Origin of the sequence: Entomomonas sp. E2T0, assembly GCF_025985425.1 — a bacterium.
Lineage (GTDB): Bacteria > Pseudomonadota > Gammaproteobacteria > Pseudomonadales > Pseudomonadaceae > Entomomonas.
This window is the reverse complement of sequence record NZ_CP094972.1, coordinates 3,098,728-3,115,821: the sequence shown is the minus strand read 5'-3', so window position 1 is coordinate 3,115,821 and position 17,094 is coordinate 3,098,728. Positions and strand designations below refer to the sequence as shown.

Annotated in this window: 17 protein-coding genes; 9 read left to right on the top strand and 8 right to left on the bottom strand. The window is 35.1% G+C overall.

Going from position 1 to position 17,094, the window contains the following annotated elements:
* Nucleotides 1-16: 16 nt before the first annotated feature.
* Entirely contained in the window at nt 17-712 is a 696-nt protein-coding gene (locus MTZ49_RS14750) for a YggS family pyridoxal phosphate-dependent enzyme (RefSeq protein ID WP_264746210.1), read from the bottom strand.
* Between the two features lie 109 nt (nt 713-821).
* Here MTZ49_RS14750 and MTZ49_RS14745 point away from each other — a divergent pair, with 109 nt between their 5' ends.
* Entirely contained in the window at nt 822-1,838 is a 1,017-nt protein-coding gene (locus tag MTZ49_RS14745; protein WP_264746209.1) for a type IV pilus twitching motility protein PilT, read from the top strand.
* A 65-nt stretch (nt 1,839-1,903) separates the two neighbouring features.
* Entirely contained in the window at nt 1,904-3,043 is a 1,140-nt protein-coding gene (locus MTZ49_RS14740; RefSeq protein WP_264746208.1) for a PilT/PilU family type 4a pilus ATPase, read from the top strand.
* A 53-nt stretch (nt 3,044-3,096) separates the two neighbouring features.
* On the opposite strand, the gene MTZ49_RS14735 is transcribed toward MTZ49_RS14740, so the two are convergent.
* The 3 genes from MTZ49_RS14735 to MTZ49_RS14725 form a co-directional block, all read right to left on the bottom strand.
* Nucleotides 3,097-3,990 carry a toxin-antitoxin system YwqK family antitoxin gene (locus tag MTZ49_RS14735; RefSeq protein ID WP_264746207.1) on the bottom strand — a complete coding sequence of 298 codons (894 nt, stop codon included), beginning with the start codon at nt 3,988-3,990 and terminating at the stop codon, nt 3,097-3,099.
* Nucleotides 3,991-4,041: 51 nt separating this feature from the next.
* Nucleotides 4,042-4,515 carry a hypothetical protein gene (locus MTZ49_RS14730; RefSeq protein ID WP_264746206.1) on the bottom strand — a complete coding sequence of 158 codons (474 nt, stop codon included), beginning with the start codon at nt 4,513-4,515 and terminating at the stop codon, nt 4,042-4,044.
* A 76-nt stretch (nt 4,516-4,591) separates the two neighbouring features.
* Nucleotides 4,592-5,188 carry an IMPACT family protein gene (locus tag MTZ49_RS14725; RefSeq protein ID WP_264746205.1) on the bottom strand — a complete coding sequence of 199 codons (597 nt, stop codon included), beginning with the start codon at nt 5,186-5,188 and terminating at the stop codon, nt 4,592-4,594.
* Between the two features lie 155 nt (nt 5,189-5,343).
* Here MTZ49_RS14725 and MTZ49_RS14720 point away from each other — a divergent pair, with 155 nt between their 5' ends.
* On the top strand, nt 5,344-6,210 hold the full coding sequence (locus MTZ49_RS14720) for an alpha/beta fold hydrolase (protein ID WP_264746204.1): 867 nt from the start codon (nt 5,344-5,346) through the stop codon (nt 6,208-6,210).
* Nucleotides 6,211-6,252: 42 nt separating this feature from the next.
* Here MTZ49_RS14720 and sohB read toward each other — a convergent pair whose 3' ends face one another.
* A complete protein-coding gene (sohB, locus tag MTZ49_RS14715; RefSeq protein WP_264746203.1) occupies nt 6,253-7,281 on the bottom strand; it encodes a protease SohB in 1,029 nt (342 codons plus the stop codon).
* 179 nt (nt 7,282-7,460) lie between these two features.
* Between sohB and MTZ49_RS14710 the strand changes: the two genes are divergently transcribed.
* Both MTZ49_RS14710 and MTZ49_RS14705 read left to right on the top strand, forming a co-directional pair.
* Nucleotides 7,461-7,772: an SCP2 sterol-binding domain-containing protein gene (locus MTZ49_RS14710; protein WP_264746202.1), complete on the top strand. Its 312-nt coding sequence runs from the start codon at nt 7,461-7,463 to the stop codon at nt 7,770-7,772.
* Nucleotides 7,773-7,788: 16 nt separating this feature from the next.
* Nucleotides 7,789-8,565: a TSUP family transporter gene (locus tag MTZ49_RS14705; RefSeq protein ID WP_264746201.1), complete on the top strand. Its 777-nt coding sequence runs from the start codon at nt 7,789-7,791 to the stop codon at nt 8,563-8,565.
* On the opposite strand, the gene nudC is transcribed toward MTZ49_RS14705, so the two are convergent.
* Entirely contained in the window at nt 8,533-9,372 is an 840-nt protein-coding gene (gene nudC / locus MTZ49_RS14700) for an NAD(+) diphosphatase (protein WP_264746200.1), read from the bottom strand. The genes MTZ49_RS14705 and nudC overlap by 33 nt on opposite strands.
* Nucleotides 9,357-11,573: a hypothetical protein gene (locus MTZ49_RS14695; protein WP_264746199.1), complete on the bottom strand. Its 2,217-nt coding sequence runs from the start codon at nt 11,571-11,573 to the stop codon at nt 9,357-9,359. Before MTZ49_RS14695 ends, nudC begins: the two co-directional genes overlap by 16 nt.
* A 461-nt stretch (nt 11,574-12,034) precedes the next feature.
* Here MTZ49_RS14695 and MTZ49_RS14690 point away from each other — a divergent pair, with 461 nt between their 5' ends.
* Together MTZ49_RS14690 and MTZ49_RS14685 are read left to right on the top strand one after the other, a co-directional pair.
* A complete protein-coding gene (locus MTZ49_RS14690; RefSeq protein ID WP_413774157.1) occupies nt 12,035-13,957 on the top strand; it encodes a potassium transporter Kup in 1,923 nt (640 codons plus the stop codon).
* 3 nt (nt 13,958-13,960) lie between these two features.
* Nucleotides 13,961-14,911: an adenosine deaminase gene (locus tag MTZ49_RS14685; protein WP_264746198.1), complete on the top strand. Its 951-nt coding sequence runs from the start codon at nt 13,961-13,963 to the stop codon at nt 14,909-14,911.
* Nucleotides 14,912-14,941: 30 nt separating this feature from the next.
* Here the strand turns inward: MTZ49_RS14685 and MTZ49_RS14680 are convergent, their stop codons facing one another.
* Nucleotides 14,942-15,493 carry a 3'-5' exonuclease gene (locus tag MTZ49_RS14680; protein WP_264746197.1) on the bottom strand — a complete coding sequence of 184 codons (552 nt, stop codon included), beginning with the start codon at nt 15,491-15,493 and terminating at the stop codon, nt 14,942-14,944.
* Nucleotides 15,494-15,657: 164 nt separating this feature from the next.
* Here MTZ49_RS14680 and MTZ49_RS14675 point away from each other — a divergent pair, with 164 nt between their 5' ends.
* Both MTZ49_RS14675 and dapD read left to right on the top strand, forming a co-directional pair.
* Entirely contained in the window at nt 15,658-16,029 is a 372-nt protein-coding gene (locus MTZ49_RS14675) for an ArsC family reductase (protein WP_264746196.1), read from the top strand.
* A 17-nt stretch (nt 16,030-16,046) separates the two neighbouring features.
* Entirely contained in the window at nt 16,047-17,081 is a 1,035-nt protein-coding gene (gene dapD, locus MTZ49_RS14670) for a 2,3,4,5-tetrahydropyridine-2,6-dicarboxylate N-succinyltransferase (RefSeq protein WP_264746195.1), read from the top strand.
* Nucleotides 17,082-17,094: the final 13 nt, after the last annotated feature.

The following is a 17,094-nucleotide window of genomic DNA, read 5'->3' as shown; positions in this document are numbered from 1 at the left end:
TGAAACTAGCCTATTGTTAAACTTTATAATTCCTTTCACCAAAAATAGCTGTACCTATTCGTAGCCATGTGGCACCTTCAGCAATCGCAGCTTCGAGATCATGACTCATGCCCATGGAAAGTGTATCTAGAGATAAGTTAAGTTGTTGATTAATATCATCCTTTAATTTTCGTAAAGTGGCGAAGGCTAGATGTTGTGCTTGTTGGTCTTCGGTTGGCTCAGGAATAGTCATAAGTCCTTTTAGTTGCAGCCTAGGCATTTTATTAATAGCTTCTACCAGTACTTTAAGTTCAGCTGGATTGCAACCAGACTTACTTTGTTCACCACTAATATTTACTTGGATACATATTTGTAGTGGTGGAAGTGCTAAGGGACGTTGATTGTTTAATCGTTCAGCAATTTTAAGGCGATCAACAGAGTGAACCCATTGAAAACTCTCAGCAATATCTTTAGTTTTATTGGATTGGATTGGCCCAATAAAATGCCAGATTAATGGTAAACTAATTAACTCTGACTGCTTTTGTAAGGCTTCTTGCAAGTAATTTTCACCAAAATTGGTAATGCCACATTGAAAAGCTTCTCGAATAGCCATAGCAGGTTTGGTTTTACTAACAGCGAGTAAATGTATTTGCTTTGGGTCACGCTTTGCAATACTAGCAGTTTGAATGATACGTTGCTGAATAAAATCAATGTTTTTACTTATTTCTGACATTTATAACCTGTAAATCAATGTGTAATATAGTCAAGGTATGATATATTTATAAACAATTTTAACATGCTTTCACGGATTAATTGATTTTATTTGGAGGTTTAAAGCATTTATGGAAATCACTGAATTACTAGCGTTTAGCGCAGAGCACAAAGCATCGGACTTACATTTATCTGCAGGATTGCCACCAATGATTCGTGTGGATGGGGATGTACGCCGTATAAACCTTCCACCTTTAGATCATAAGCAAGTTCATAGCCTTGTTTACGATATTATGAATGATAGGCAACGTAAGGAGTATGAAGAAAACTTGGAGACGGACTTTTCTGTTGAAGTTCCAGGTTTAGCCCGTTTTCGGGTAAATGCTTTTAATCAAAATCGTGGGGCTGCAGCAGTATTTCGTACCATTCCTTCTAAAGTGTTAACAATGACAGAATTAGGGATGGGTGATGTATTTGAGAAGATTTGTAATAATGAGCGCGGTTTAGTGCTGGTTACAGGTCCTACAGGTTCTGGTAAATCAACCACACTAGCAGCGATGGTGGATTATGTGAATGCAACACGCTATGAGCATATTTTAACCATTGAGGACCCAATTGAGTTTGTTCATGAGTCTAAAAAATGCCTTGTAAACCAGCGTGAAGTTCATAGAGATACCTTAGGGTTTAATGAGGCATTACGTAGTGCATTGCGTGAAGACCCGGATATTATCCTCGTAGGTGAAATGCGTGACTTGGAAACTATTCGTTTGGCATTAACTGCGGCAGAAACAGGTCACTTGGTATTTGGTACATTACATACCAGTTCAGCAGCAAAAACTATTGACCGTATTATTGATGTATTCCCAGCAGCTGAAAAGTCAATGATTCGCTCAATGCTTTCTGAGTCATTACAAGCAGTAGTTTCACAGAAGTTAATTAAAAAGATTGGCGGTGGTCGAGTAGCTGCTCATGAAATTATGATTGGTACACCGGCTATTAGAAACTTAATTCGTGAAGATAAAGTAGCACAGATGAATTCTTCTATTCAAACTGGAGCGCAGGTAGGTATGAAAACGATGGATTCTAGTTTAAGGCTTCTAGTAGAAAAAGGCCTTATTGAAAGGATTTATTTAAAGAAAGCAGATTAATTAATAATTATTAGAATATATTTTTTTGAACGTTTATATGTATTTTTTTTTGTGTAGGTAGTGTGATGGAGTTTGAGAAATTATTACAGTTAATGGTGGATAAAAAAGCCTCTGACTTATTTTTGACAGTGGGTGTTCCGCCCTGTATAAAAGTTGATGGTAAGTTAGCTCCATTACCTGTGGATAAACTGAACGGCGATAGAATGAAAGAGTTGGCTAGGTTATTAATGACTGAACGCCAACAAAAAGAGTTTGCTTCTACACAGGAGTGTAACTTCGCTGTTAGTTATCCTGGAATTGGGCGTTTTAGGGTGAGTGCTTATATTCAGCGTAATCAAGTGGGCATGGTATTACGCCGGATTGTTACAGAGATTCCTAGTCTGGAACAGTTAGCATTACCTAAAATTATTAAAGACTTAGCCATGGTAAAACGTGGCTTAGTATTGTTCGTAGGGGCAACAGGGGCAGGTAAATCTACCTCACTAGCAGCTATGGTGGATTATCGCAATACCCATTCGACAGGGCATATTATTTCAATTGAAGACCCCATTGAATATTTGTTTAATCATAAGAACTGTATTGTAACTCAACGGGAAGTTGGGCTTGATACTGAGTCATTTGAAGTCGCTCTTAAAAATACCTTACGCCAGGCTCCTGATGTGATCATGATTGGTGAGGTACGTACTCGCCAAACCATGGAGTATGCGTTGGCGTTTGCTGAAACAGGCCACTTATGTTTAGCAACCTTGCATGCTAATAATGCTAACCAAGCATTAGATCGTATTATCAGCTTTTTCCCAACTGAACGTCATTCACAAGTATGGTTAGATTTATCATTAAATTTACGAGCTATTGTAGCGCAGCAATTAATTCCTAATAAAAGTGGTGTGGGACGGCAAGCTGCCGTTGAAGTATTATTAGGTACGCCACTTGTATCTGATATGATTCGTACAGGTCAGGTAACCGAGTTAAAAGGTATTATGTCACGTTCTGTTGAGTTGGGGATGCAAACCTTTGACCAAGCTTTATTTGATCTATTTGAAAGAGGCTTCATCTCTTATGAATCTGCTTTAGCTTGTGCAGACTCTGTGAACGATTTACGTTTGATGATTAAATTAAACTCAGAGAAAAGTGTTAAAGCTTCTTCAAGTGAATTATCAGGAGTCAAACTAAAAGACTATGATGATGAAGAGGATGATATTTGATCACTAATAAAAAATAGCCCAAATATGGGCTATTTTTTATTAAGTTAAGATGTTTACTCAATCATATTACGAATGGTTGATGTACATCTTTCATTGTTATTGCCTGTATAAATAACAGAACCTTGATCATCCCAAATACTACAATTGATATTTTTAGCATTTCTTTTTAAGTATGCTGCTTTTTGATTGTTTTTGTGCCATAAGGTAATTTCAGTGGGTGTATTATTGTTATACATAAACTCACTTTGTTTATGTTGGTTTGGATAGTAGGTAACATGAGGACCATGTAGTTTATCATTTTGATAAGTTTCTATAGCATGTTTATTACCATATTTATCCCAATAGGTACTGATACCTTCTCTTTTACCTTTTTTATAGTGTTTTTCAGCAACTTTCTTGCCTTCTTCCCAATATGAAACGGTTTCAAAATTACCTTCGATAAAGTAAATCTCTAAAGTTTTTTTGCCAGATTCATTCCAGTAAACAGCATAACCGTTTTCTTTGCCATTAATATAATATTGTTCAAGTTCTTTTTGGCCATTACTATGCCAACTGGTTAGTAAACCATCTTTTTGACCGTCCTTATAATAAGCTTCCATGTTTTTTTGACCATTTTCGTACCAAAGCGTTAAGTCGCCTTGAATACTTTTAGGCAGGCCTTCTACTAAATCAGTAGGCCGATTAAATGTAAAAGGATCAGACTGTTTTTGATTAGAATTTTGGTAAAAATCTTGTACAGTAATCCCCATGTTATTAACTGCTAAAATTTTTCTATAATAGCCATCTTGAGTAGGTGCTATTACAGGTTGCCAATCTTTATCAAAAAAGTATATCGTGCGTTGTGATGAAGATAATAGCGGGTTATCGTTAATTGTAAGGTCTTTTGAATATCCTATAACTGCCATACCGCATAGAATAATAGTAGTAAAAACTGCCCAGTTTTTCATTCTAATACTTCCTTTATTTATTTTGACAATATATTCCTTTCGTTATTTGTATTAAAAAGATTCTAGTTGTATATAAATTCCTCTAGCCTCTATGCCGAATTCTGCTGGCATTCCACAAGCTTTTTCTTGCTCTATAACAAGTTTTGGTGGTTTAAAGAAAAAATAAAGATTACAGTTTTGGTGAGGGCTAGAGTAAACACCAACACCTTGTGGATTAAATGTAGCAACACCATCTACTTCATTATAATACTGTACAGTCATTGCAGCATGAGTAGGGGTTTGAGCACTAAAAATTTTAAAATAGAATTTACCATTAATAGGGGTAGTAATATAAACATCTTTAATAAAATGTTCATAGGCAAAATAATATTGCCCAGTAATAGTTGTATCAGTGGTGTAGGGAGGGGGGAAGCTTGATTGCGAAGTGCCCTCATCAGCTAATGCCACTACTGAAAAGGTCATTAAATAAATAATAAGCGTATTAGCATAAAGAAATAGTCTATTGTTTATAGAAATATGTTGCATATTGTACTAAGAAAATAGCGTTTGTATAGGGTTAATCCGTCTATTCATCTGTTGTTATAAGGTATGGAGAAGCTAGTTAGTTGTTATTATGAAGAATATTAGCTTGAACTCGCCCTTTAGTTAAATCATTTAATAATTGTTGGAGTGTAGATATATTCTGTTTAGGTAATGCTAATAATAAAGATACTCCCTCTGCCTCAAAGTTTTGTTGCTCAATGATAGCCTCTAGATTATTTAATCTATTTTCTAATAAAGGCCATTCACTATAGTAGCAGTTGAGTTGACATAGAATACGAGGAATTAGCTCGATAAGAGGGGCCTGTTGTAAACAACGAGCAACACTCCCACCATAAGCCCTAGCAAGCCCACCTGTACCCAGTTTAATACCACCAAACCAACGAGTAACAATGGCTATTACATAATCGCATTGCTGGCCTTCTATTGCTGTTAGTATAGGTCTACCTGCGGTACCAGAAGGCTCACCATCATCGTTAAAGCGATAGTTTTGAGCTATTTTCCATGCCCAACAATTATGTGTTGCTGTTAGATCACTAACTTTTTCAATAAACTCAGAAGCTTGTTCAATAGTATTTACAGGAGCTACTTGTACAAGAAAGCGACTTTTTTTTATTTCTTCTATAAGTTGAAAGGGTTCTGATAAAGTAAAAGCCATAAGAAAAAGTGAATTGTTTCATGTTTTAAAAGATGATTCTTAATAATATCAACTAATCGCTAGTAGATGCTACTGGAATAAGTAATAATATTAGGGAAGATAATGATCTTAGTAGCAACTTTGATCATAAGTATTTGTAGGAGTAGTAGTAAAAGATGTTTGATGCAAAGGAAGTACGAATTCAATTACCTCATATTGAACTCGCAGGTTTGGAATATGGAGACCCTCAAGGAGAACCTGTTTTAGCATTACATGGTTGGTTAGACAATGCCATGAGCTTTGTACGTTTAAACCCTAAATTACAAGGAATGCGTATTATAGCTATAGATCTAATGGGGCATGGTTTTTCACAACATAAACCTGCTGGTACAGGCTATCAATTATGGGAAGCAGTGTTTAGTACAGTGGCAGTTATTCATAAACTAGGTTGGCAGAGATGTTCATTGTTAGGGCATTCTTTGGGAGCAATTATTTCGGTAATGATTGCAGCTATCCGTCCAGATCTGATTAAACAGTTAATGCTAATAGATGGTTTGGTCGCTTACTCTAAGCAACCTACGGAATTTCCTCAGCAGTTACAACAGGCTATGTTAGGCTTTGCTAAATCACTTGCTCAGCAACAAACAGTGAAAGTGTATGATTCTTTAGATAGTATGATTAAAAAGCGCCAAAAGGGATTAGTACCTATTAGTTATGAAGCTGCTAGTTTACTAATGGAGAGAGGTGTAAAGGCTGTTGAGGGAGGTTATAGTTGGCGTTCTGATAGTCAGTTAATGATTCCTTCACCTTTTCCTTTAACGGAGGAGGCCGCATGGTCTTATGCTGAACAAATAGTTTGTCCTACAAATTTAATTTTAGCTAAACAGGGATTATTAATTGATAATAAGCCTTTTATGCAACGTTTGTCACAATTAGATAATTGTAAAGTGGATATATTAGAAGGTGGTCACCACTTGCATTTAGATAATGAGCAATCTGCACAAGAAGTGGCTGATTGTTTTAATGATTTTTTAGTTTATTAAAGTTATGAAAGTGAGTTTATAACTCACTTTCATGCCTATCAATCAACGCCAAAAGCGTAATTGGTTAAGATGGTCTGCAGTTTTTGTTAATATATGGTCAACAGTAGCAGCTGCACCAAAACCTATTTTTTCTTGTAAGCCTTTCTTGATAACATAATGAACAGCATAAAGATCTGCTTGTTTAGCTTTATCCATTAGGTATTGATCGCTAGTAACAATACTATCAACTAATTGTTTTTCTAAGGCAGCAGTTCCTAACCATGTTTCACCTGTCGCTATCTCATCAATATTGAGATGTGGACGATTGGTTGCTACAAAGCTTTTAAAAAGTTGATGAGTTATTTCCAAGTCTTCTTGGAATTTCTCGCGACCTTTGGCCGTATTTTCACCAAAAACAGTCATGGTACGTTTATATTCACCTGCTGTCATCACTTCATAATCAATATCATGTTTTTTCAATAGCTTATGAGCATTAGGTATTTGTGCTACAACACCAATAGAACCTAAAATGGCAAAAGGTGCAGAATAAATACGGTTACCTATACAAGCCATCATATAACCACCACTAGCCGCTACTTTATCCACACAGATGATTAATGGGATATTAGCTTCACGAATTCTAGACAGTTGAGAGGCTGCTAAACCATAGCCATGTACCATACCTCCAGGACTTTCTAAACGGATTACTACTTCATCTGCCGGGGTCGCAATAGTCAATATAGCACTTATTTCTTGGCGTAAGCTTTCAACAGCAGAAGCTTTGATATCGCCTATAAAGTCCAAAACAAAAACTCTGGGTTTTGTTGCTTTTTCTTTACTTTTCTTAGCTTTTTGCTGTTTTGCTTTTTCTTTTTTGAGTTTTTTAAGAGCATCTTTATCTAAGATAGCTTCTTCAAGTTGGTCATGAAGTCTATCAAAATGCTCATTAACTTTTTGAATTTGTAATTGTCCTTTTTGAGCTTCATGTTTACGACTTTTTAAGCTAACAATAAATATAAGCACAGCAATAATAGCAAAAACAATTGTTAATGTTTTTAAAAGGAAACTAGCATATTCTAATAAAAAAGCCACTGTATTTTCCCCAGAATTAGTAAAGTTGTTAATTTAGTAAAAACACACATTGTACAGATTTTAAAAAAGGATAGGTATGCTAATTGTTTAGTTTAAAAGATAATTTAATGAAAAAATTATTATCTGATGTAAACTAATCACTTTTTTTAAGTTCCAATAATGGTGAAAGGAGTTTTTTAATGAGTGCTGATGAAATTATTGAACAATTAAAATCAAAATTTAACCCAGAAGCTGCTCAAGGAAAAGATTTAACTTTTCAGTTTATGATTGAGGGTTATCAAAATTATAGCTTGAAAGTAAAAGATGGCACCTGTGATATTGTTGAAGGCATAGTAGATAATGCTGATGTTACTTTGAGCATGGATAAGCAAGATTTTAAGGCGATGTTAAATAAAGAGTTAAATGCAATGATGGCATTAATGACAGGTAAATTAAAAATTGATGGTAACCCATTATTAGCAATGCAATTAAGCCAATTATTTTCTATATAGATAAGTTGAGGTATATTTGGATCCTTTTTCTCTTAGTCCTGAGTTGCTATTAATATTATCTGTTGTTGCTTTTATTGCAGGTTTTATTGACGCAATTGCTGGCGGTGGTGGGTTAATTACAGTGCCTGCATTATTAACAGCAGGGGTGCCTCCTCATTTAGTATTAGGGACTAATAAGTTAAGTGCTACTTTTGGTTCAGCCACAGCTAGCTTTGCCTATTATCGAAAGAAATTATTTTTACCTAAGCTTTGGTGGCCTAGCTTAATAGCCACAGCAATAGGTGCTGTAATAGGTGCAGTTATTGCACATAGTTTATCAGCCAGTTTTTTAGAAAAATTCTTACCTATTATTGTCTTTAGCTGTGGTCTATATTTCCTATTTTCAAAAACACCTAACAAAACAATGTCTGACAATGCAGTTATCCAGAAGCCTAGACAATGGCCACAGGGATTTACACTAGGATTTTATGATGGGATTGCAGGGCCAGGTACAGGCGCTTTTTGGATGGTGAGTACATTGCTTATGTATCCTGTTGATTTATTAAGAGCCAGTGGTGTTGCAAGAACCATGAATTTTGTCAGTAATGGTATGGCATTGGCAGTATTTATTGCTTACAACCAAGTAGCTTGGTTATTAGGGCTTTGTATGGGGCTTGCGTTAATGATGGGGGCTTATCTAGGTGCTAACAGCGCAATTAAGGGAGGCTCTAAGCTAATTAGACCTATTTTTATTTGTGTGGTAATGGCCATTACTATCCGTTTAGTTTGGAAAGGCTGGTTTGGTGGTAGCTAGTTTTTCAGAGATATAAAGATCTATTAAATACCTTGAAATGGCTTGTTTGGGGGGGAGTTCAGGGAGATTTTTGATAGAAAACCATTGAGCATCTTCAATCTCCTCAGGTTGAGGTGTTACTTCTCCAGCAGCATAATCCGCATGAAAGCCTAACATTAAAGAGTATGGGTAAGGCCAATTTTGACTACCAATATAACGTAAATTATTAATAGTAATGCCTACTTCTTCATGGACTTCACGATGGACACAGTCTTCAACTGACTCTCCAGCTTCCACAAAACCAGCTAAAGTGCTATACATATTGTTAGCAAAACGTGGTGAGCGAGCCAGTAATATTTCACTGCCTTTAGTAATAAGAATAATCATGCAAGGATTGAGTCGTGGATAAACTGTATTGTTGCATGAGGGGCAATACATATGATGCTGTTTACTGTTGTGTTGCATTCTACTACCACAACGACCACAGAATTTATAATCAATGGCCCATGTAGCTAATTGAGCAGCATAACCCAATAATTTAAAAGAAATAGAATCTATTTGTAGCATGAGTGGACGTAGTGCTTGCCAATGTGTATTGGCAAGCAATGGATACTGATTGTCTAAGATAACAAGATGAACAGGTGTATTATTCCATAAACCTAAGCTAATTATCTGATGATCAACTTGGTTGATAGTGGAGAATAGATCATCTAAAACAAAAAGAACTTGATATTGGTCTGTACACAAAAACTGGTTATTTGCATAAACCAATAATAAGTTCTTTTGAGTTGGTTGTAATGGAATATTAGCTTTTACGAAAGAGTCCAATTTTCAGGCCTTGTAAACTTAATATCATCGTCATCACTCTCTACCTTTTTAATAGGTTGAGGTTTTATCTCAGGCTTTTCTTCTTCATCTGTATCAGGTGTAGCAAGGGGCTCTAGTGATAATTTGGATGGTGCAGGTATATCTGTATGTGTTTTTTCTACTACTACTTTGGTAGTCTCAAGGGCAGGAGTAGGTGTTGGCTCTGCAGGTTCTTTAATATCCGTAACTATAGTAGCTGTTTTCTGTTCTTCTTCAGCAGTTTTAAAATCTGTATTAAAGGAAGCAAAGTCATCAAGATTAAAATCTAAGTCTTTTGGCTCTTGTAGAGTTACAGAATTATTATTTGGTGACGTTTCGTCATAGACATCTGCAAATAACATAGCAGGTTTACTATTGTTATGAGGTTTAGCTTCAGGTATTAGCGTATCTAATGTTGGAATTGTTTCAGCTTTTTTAGCTGTAACAGCCGGTGCAATCGGAGCTGTAGGAATTTCAATATCAGGTACATTAAGTGTTGCTAAACTTTCTTCTGCTAAGTCTAATACCTTGTTATCAGCTACAACATTTGTATTTAAGGTACCTGTTTCCATAAAGAACTCAAGACTAGCAAAAATATCAGCTAAGTTATCAAGTTGTTTAGTATCAGGTAAGGTATCTGTATTTAGCATTTGTGTATTAATGTAGTAGTTACATTGGCGAATAATTTTTGCAGCTCTTTCTTGGTTAAGAAAGAGTAAACAACCATAGATTTCATTTAAGGTTTGTGGCATTTTTTCTAGATATTGTTTATCACCTTTGGATTCAACATAACCCATAATATTTTGTTGAGCTGTTCCAATACCTGTTAGAGACTCTTGAATAGCCAGTGAACGACCTTGTTTAAGATATTGGTTGATTGTGTCTTCTACAGCTTCTGTATTGCTGGCCATCGATTTTTCATTATCATTACAGGAGGCATTTGTTTCATAATTTAGAATAATGCCTTCTACATGCAATATAACATCGGCTAATTTATCTAAGATATTAGAGCCTAGGCTAGTTTCATTTTTATTTAGTTCTAATATGCCTATTTGTTCTTTTAACATGGTTTCAGCTGATTGTAGGCCCACCAGCGAAAGTGTTTTAATAAGGTGTTCTAAGTTGTTTAGTAAGGATTCAGTAAGTGTTTGATGGTCTGCACTATGGCTAGTAAATGCATCTATTGAGTATTGAGTTTGTACGAGTTCTTCTCTTACAGCCGCAGTAAAAGAACAAATAGCACTTTGACTAGGACCTGCCAGTTTGTTCATTTCAGCTTCTAATACTTTATTATTATAAGGTAGAGGAGCTAAATTAAATGCACCAAATACAGTTAATGCCTTTATACCAAAGGCATTATCTAAAGATACTATGTATAGAAGATCTTTTAATAATGACTCATTAATAGGTTCATGGTTTATTTGAGCTTTACGTAGCTGTTGGTCTACACGACTAAATAGTTTTTTACGGGTAGGGTAAGCTGTCATTCTTGAATCAGTGAAGGATTCTATTGCGGCAGAGGTTACCCAGCAAAGTCTTGCAGCATTTTCATCATTAAGGTGTTTTTGTAATCTGTCCATAGATCTGGACATCATACGTAAGCTTGCTTCTCTATTTTCGTCTTTAATTAAGCCTAATAAGCCAATTTGATACATTTGGCGTAATCGACCAAAAAGAGGTAAATCAACAGCTTCTGGCAAGGAGTTAGGTAGTGGTGGCTGTATAATAGAGATATCAGCAAAATAGCTATCAGATAATGGAGGTTTTTTATCCGTTAGTCGTAACTCATTGATAACGGGAAGTAAAAGTTCTGGTAAAGGATAAGGATAATTTTCAAAGTTTTCTAAATAACGGCGTAAAGTAAAAATAGCAGTACTTAATGTGCTTAATGTATTATCCCACTGCGCATCAGCTTCTGTTGGAATAGACAGTGTACGCTCTAACATAAGGTCAGTTAATGCTGTAGCGCCAGAAATCTCAATTAATGTTAATGAACCACGGATTTGTTGTAAGGCTTGGATAAATTGTTGTAGAGAAGCATTACTCTGACGTTCAGAAATAAACATTTCTAAACAACGTTCAGCATGGTCAATGGTGATGAATAATTCACTCTTAACTAAATTAAGAAGAGTTATGATTGTCTTCATTTGTTTTGGAGCTGGGGGTGTTGCCAAATCAGTCATTGAAACTTGCCTACATAATTAAATGGGGGTAAACACATAAAAAATGTCGTAATGTAAATGTATAAGGTATTTTATATATAATCAATTCATATGGAATTATTACTCAAATGCCTTCCATTGCATCATTAATGGTTTAGCTGCTAACCGTTACTATAACAATACATCCTTACATCTTATTCTAACAAAACACATTAATTCGTTATGCTATCAAAGTCATTGTATGTTACATAGGTTAATAATGCTATTAAAGTACATTATACCTACTCCATTAGTAAATATCTAATCTGTCGGTTAATCTAGCTAATTAGCTATTTTATGAGGAATATCAATAGAGTTTAATAAATAAAAGATTCTGAAAATGGAACTATTTAAATAACTAGAGGTATATATTAATTATTAATTTCTATTACTTGTATAACAGGTTTTAAACTAAACGCATTTAATGCTGAGTATTATTTATTATGGTTGACACAACACAACAAACAGAAAGTCAGGATTTATCAGATAATGTTAACGAAAAATCAAAAAAGGTAACTTGTGCATTATTGATAGGTGCTATGGGCGTTGTCTATGGTGATATTGGTACTAGTCCACTGTATACATTAAAAGAGGTATTTCATATTGGTGGTATTACTACCAATGAAACAGGTGTACTTGGTGTTTTGTCGCTTATTTTCTGGTCTTTAGCATGGGTTGTTTCCATTAAATATGTGATTTTTATTTTAAGAGCTGATAACGAGGGTGAGGGCGGGACAATGTCATTAATCGCCTTGGCTCAAACGGCTACTGAGAATTATCCAAAACTGCGTAAAATAATAGTCTTATTAGGATTATTCGGTGCTGGACTTTTTTATGGGGATAGTATGATTACACCCTCTGTATCTGTTCTTTCAGCAGTAGAGGGGTTAATGCTGATACCTTCTTTTCAAGAGTTAGATCATTTTATTGTGCCTTTGGCTGTTGTTATTCTGATAGTTTTATTTTTGTTTCAACGGTTTGGTACAGCACATATAGGGAGGCTTTTTGGACCTATTATGATGTTATGGTTTTTAACCTTGGCTGTATTAGGTATTTATGGCATTACACATAACCCTATTGTATTGAAAGCGCTAAACCCAATGCGAGCTGTAGAGTTTATTTACTATCATAAAGCAGTAGGTTTTCTTATTTTAAGCGCTGTAGTTTTAGCGTTAACAGGGGCTGAAGCGTTATATGCTGATATGGGACATTTTGGTCGAGCACCTATTTCACGTGCTTGGTTTTTCTTTGTGTTTCCAGCCTTGGTGCTTAATTATTTTGGTCAAGGTGCAATGATTTTATTAGACCCAAGTGTTAAGCATAATCCCTTTTTCTTATTAGCACCTGAGTGGGCTTTAATGCCTTTAATTACGATTGCTACCTTAGCCACGGTGATCGCTTCACAAGCTGTTATTTCTGGGGCATTTTCCCTAACACAGCAGGCTATTCAATTAGGTTATATTCCTAATATGTTAATTCGTCATACATCTAGTGATGAGAAAGGGCAAATTTATATCCCTTTTATTAATTGGTCACTAATGGTTGGGGTAGTATTGTTGATTATTGGCTTTGGTTCATCTTCTGCATTGGCTTCAGCCTATGGTATAGCTGTAACAGGCACAATGATTATTACTACATTGTTGGTTTCCAGTGTTGTTTTATTGCTTTGGAGATGGCCGTTATGGATGGCTATTCCCTTATTATTAGCCTTCTTTATTGTTGATTCACTCTATTTTGCCGCTAACTTACCTAAAGTGCTGCATGGTGGGGAGTTCCCTATTATTGTAGGTATTGTGTTATTTATTATTATGAGTACTTGGAAGAGAGGCCGTGCATTATTGACAAAAAGCTTGGAGGAAAATAGCTTACCATTACCTGCTTTTATTTCTAGTATACGAATAGAACCACCTCATCGTATACAAGGTACAGGAGTGTTTTTAACATCAAGATTAGATGTGGTTCCTAACTCGTTATTATTAAATTTAATTCATAATCAGATTTTACATGAGCAAATTGTTTTATTAACAGTAATTGTTGATAATTTTCCAAGAGTTCATGCAAATAGACGTTTTGAAGTTGAAATATTTGGTGAAGGATTTTATCGAGTGGTATTGCATTATGGCTTTATGGAGGAGCCGGATATTCCTAAAGCATTACAGCTTTGTCACTTAAATGAGTTAAATTTTAGTAATATGACAACCACTTATTATTTAACTCGAGAAACTATTATTCCATCTAAAATGGGCATGGTACGTTGGCGTCAAGCATTGTTTTCATTTATGATGAAGAATGCGAGTGCAAGTTTGCGTTATTTTAATTTACCAATGAACCGTGTGATTGAACTTGGTACACAAGTGGAAATATAAGTGATGAGAGATTGGCTGAAAACAACACCAAAAGCAGAGTTACATTTACATATTGAGGGGTCTTTAGAGCCAGAGCTAATGTTTAAATTAGCTCACCGTAATAGTATTAAATTGCCTTGGAATGATATAGAAAGTTTACGTAAGGCTTACAACTTTAATAATTTACAGGAGTTTCTTGATTTATATTATCAAGGAGCGAATGTATTAAAAACAGAGCAGGATTTCTATGATTTAACATGGGCTTATTTACAGAAGTGTAAAGAGCAATGTGTAACGCATGTAGAGCCTTTCTTTGATCCACAAACTCATACTGATCGTGGAGTTCCTTTTGAAGTTGTTATTACAGGTATTAGTAAGGCATTACAAGACGCTAAATCACAATTAGGTATTAGCAGTGGCTTAATTTTATGTTTTTTACGCCATTTGTCAGAAGAAGCAGCTTTTAAAACATTGGCTGAAGCACTGCCTTATCAAGATCATTTTATTGCAGTGGGCTTGGATAGTTCAGAAGTAGGATTTCCTCCTAGTAAGTTTCAGCGTGTGTTTGATAAAGCACGTAGTACAGGTTTATTAGCGGTTGCCCATGCAGGTGAAGAAGGACCTCCTGAATATATTTGGGAAGCATTGGATTTATTAAAGGTTAAGCGAATAGATCATGGTGTTAGAGCGATTGAAGATGAGCGTTTAATGCAACGTTTAATTGATGAGCAAATACCATTAACAGTGTGTCCTCTGTCTAATATTAAATTATGTGTGTTTGATGAAATGAAGCAACACATTATTTTGGATATGCTGGATCGTGGTGTGAAAGTAACTGTTAACTCTGATGATCCTGCTTATTTTGGTGGTTATATGAATGAAAACTTTCAAGCGATGTTTGATCATCTAGGGATGACGCAACAACAAGCAGAAAAGTTAATTCAAAATAGTTTTGATGCTCGATTAGTTAAATAGAGTTATTTAGCTTATAACTGCCTTAGTTGATTAAGGCAGTTTTTTATCACCAAATATATAAGGTAATAGTCTTACCATATTTCTTGCATCATCGATCCCTCGATGTGCGGTACCAATAAATTCCATATTAGCTAGCTTTAACGCTTGTCCTAATCCTGGCTTTTTTTGAAGCTGCTGTTTTTCAGCCATTAATCGTTTGATATTAATATGCTTAGCACTAATAGGGTTAGCAACCTGATGATATTGGCAGTCTTGGTTTAACTGATTGTAGTCGTAATCACCCCATGAACAAAAAGCGAATTTTTTATATTGATAAAGCCATGTTTTAAAAGGGGCGATAAAGTTTTTAAAAGTAGTCGCTTTATCTACTTGTTGTTGAGTAATTGACGTTAGTTGTGTGCAGAATGTAGTTAATTTTGGATAACGTACAGGTTTGATAAAGCTCTGGAACTCATCTATTAATTGCAAAGTTTGGCTATCTACCATGACTGCACCAATCTCAATAATTTCCATTTGGTGACGAGGGATAGAACCTTGATCACAACAAGTGGCTTCAAAATCAATAATTAAATAATGTTGCATTTGTATTGTTTCTTTTGTTAATAGTATTATGTTGCTGTGTTTTATTATAACTTAATGATTCATTTAGTTTTTATGTGATTAAGATTTATGCTAAGAAAATTAAGCAAATCATTGGTTTTATGTTATCTTATACCGGTCTTAATGAGATGATTAGAGTAGATAAAATGACAGCTAAAAAGGATAATACAATTACTATTTTTGGTATTAAAAATTGTAATACCATGAAAAAAGCATTTGATTATTTAGATGAACATAATGTCAGTTATCAATTTCATGATTATAAGAAACAAGGAATTGATAAAGAGCATTTGCAAGCATGGTGTAAAGAACACGGTTGGGAAAAAGTTATTAATAAAGCAGGATTAACTTTTAAGAAGCTTGCTGATGAACAGAAAAAAGATTTAACGGAAAGTAAAGCAATAGAGTTAATGATTGCACAGCCCTCAATGATAAAACGTCCTGTCTTAGATTTAGGTAATAAGACATTGTTAGGTTTTAAAGTTGAAGAGTATGATCAAGTATTGAGTTTAAAATAATAGAGATAGAGGATTTTATGTCAAAAACATTGTTTAGTATGGCTTTTGGGGTGGGAACACAGAATCGTAAAGGGGAATGGTTAGAAGTATATTATGCGTTACCACTGTTTAGCCCTAGTACAGCATTAACTGATGCGGTAGCTCCTATGGTAGGTTACAAGGGTGGTAATGAAACAATAAGTATTACAGTAACCCAAGCAGCAGAGTTAGCAGCTGCATTAAAACTGGTTGATGAAAAGCAAGCTGGGTTATTAACACGTTTAGCTGAAAGTAATAAACCATTAGTAGCCGTATTATTAGCTGAAGACAGAGATCCTAGTTCAGTTCCTGAGGCCTATTTAAAATTACATTTATTATCACATCGTTTAGTTAAACCACATGGTACTAATTTGACTGGTATGTTTGGTTTATTGCCTAATGTTGCTTGGACTAATTTAGGGGCGATAGATGTTGAAGAGTTAGCTGAGCGTCAGCTAGAAGAGCGCATCAAAGGTAGAGACCTAAAAGTAACTTCTGTGGATAAATTCCCAAGAATGTCTGATTATGTTATTCCATCAGGTGTTCGTATTGCCAATACCGCACGTGTACGTTTAGGTGCTTATTTAGGCGAAGGTACAACGGTTATGCATGAAGGCTTTATAAATTTTAATGCAGGTACAGAAGGCCCTAATATGGTGGAAGGCCGTATTTCAGCAGGTGTTTTTGTGGGTTCAGGTACAGACCTAGGTGGTGGTTGTTCTACAATGGGTACTTTATCAGGTGGCGGCAATATAGTTATCAGTGTTGGTAAAAACTGTTTAATTGGTGCTAATGCAGGGATTGGTATACCATTAGGTAATAACTGTACTATTGAAGCTGGCTTATATATTACAGCAGGAACTAAAATAGCAATGTTATCTGGTATTAATACCGTGATTGATATTGTTAAAGCGAAAGAATTAGCAGGTCAAGATGATTTATTATTCCGTCGTAATTCTGAAACTGGACAAGTTGAATGTAAGAATCAACAACAGAAAGTTTCTTTAAATACAGATTTACATGATAATAATTAAATTATAAAAAAAT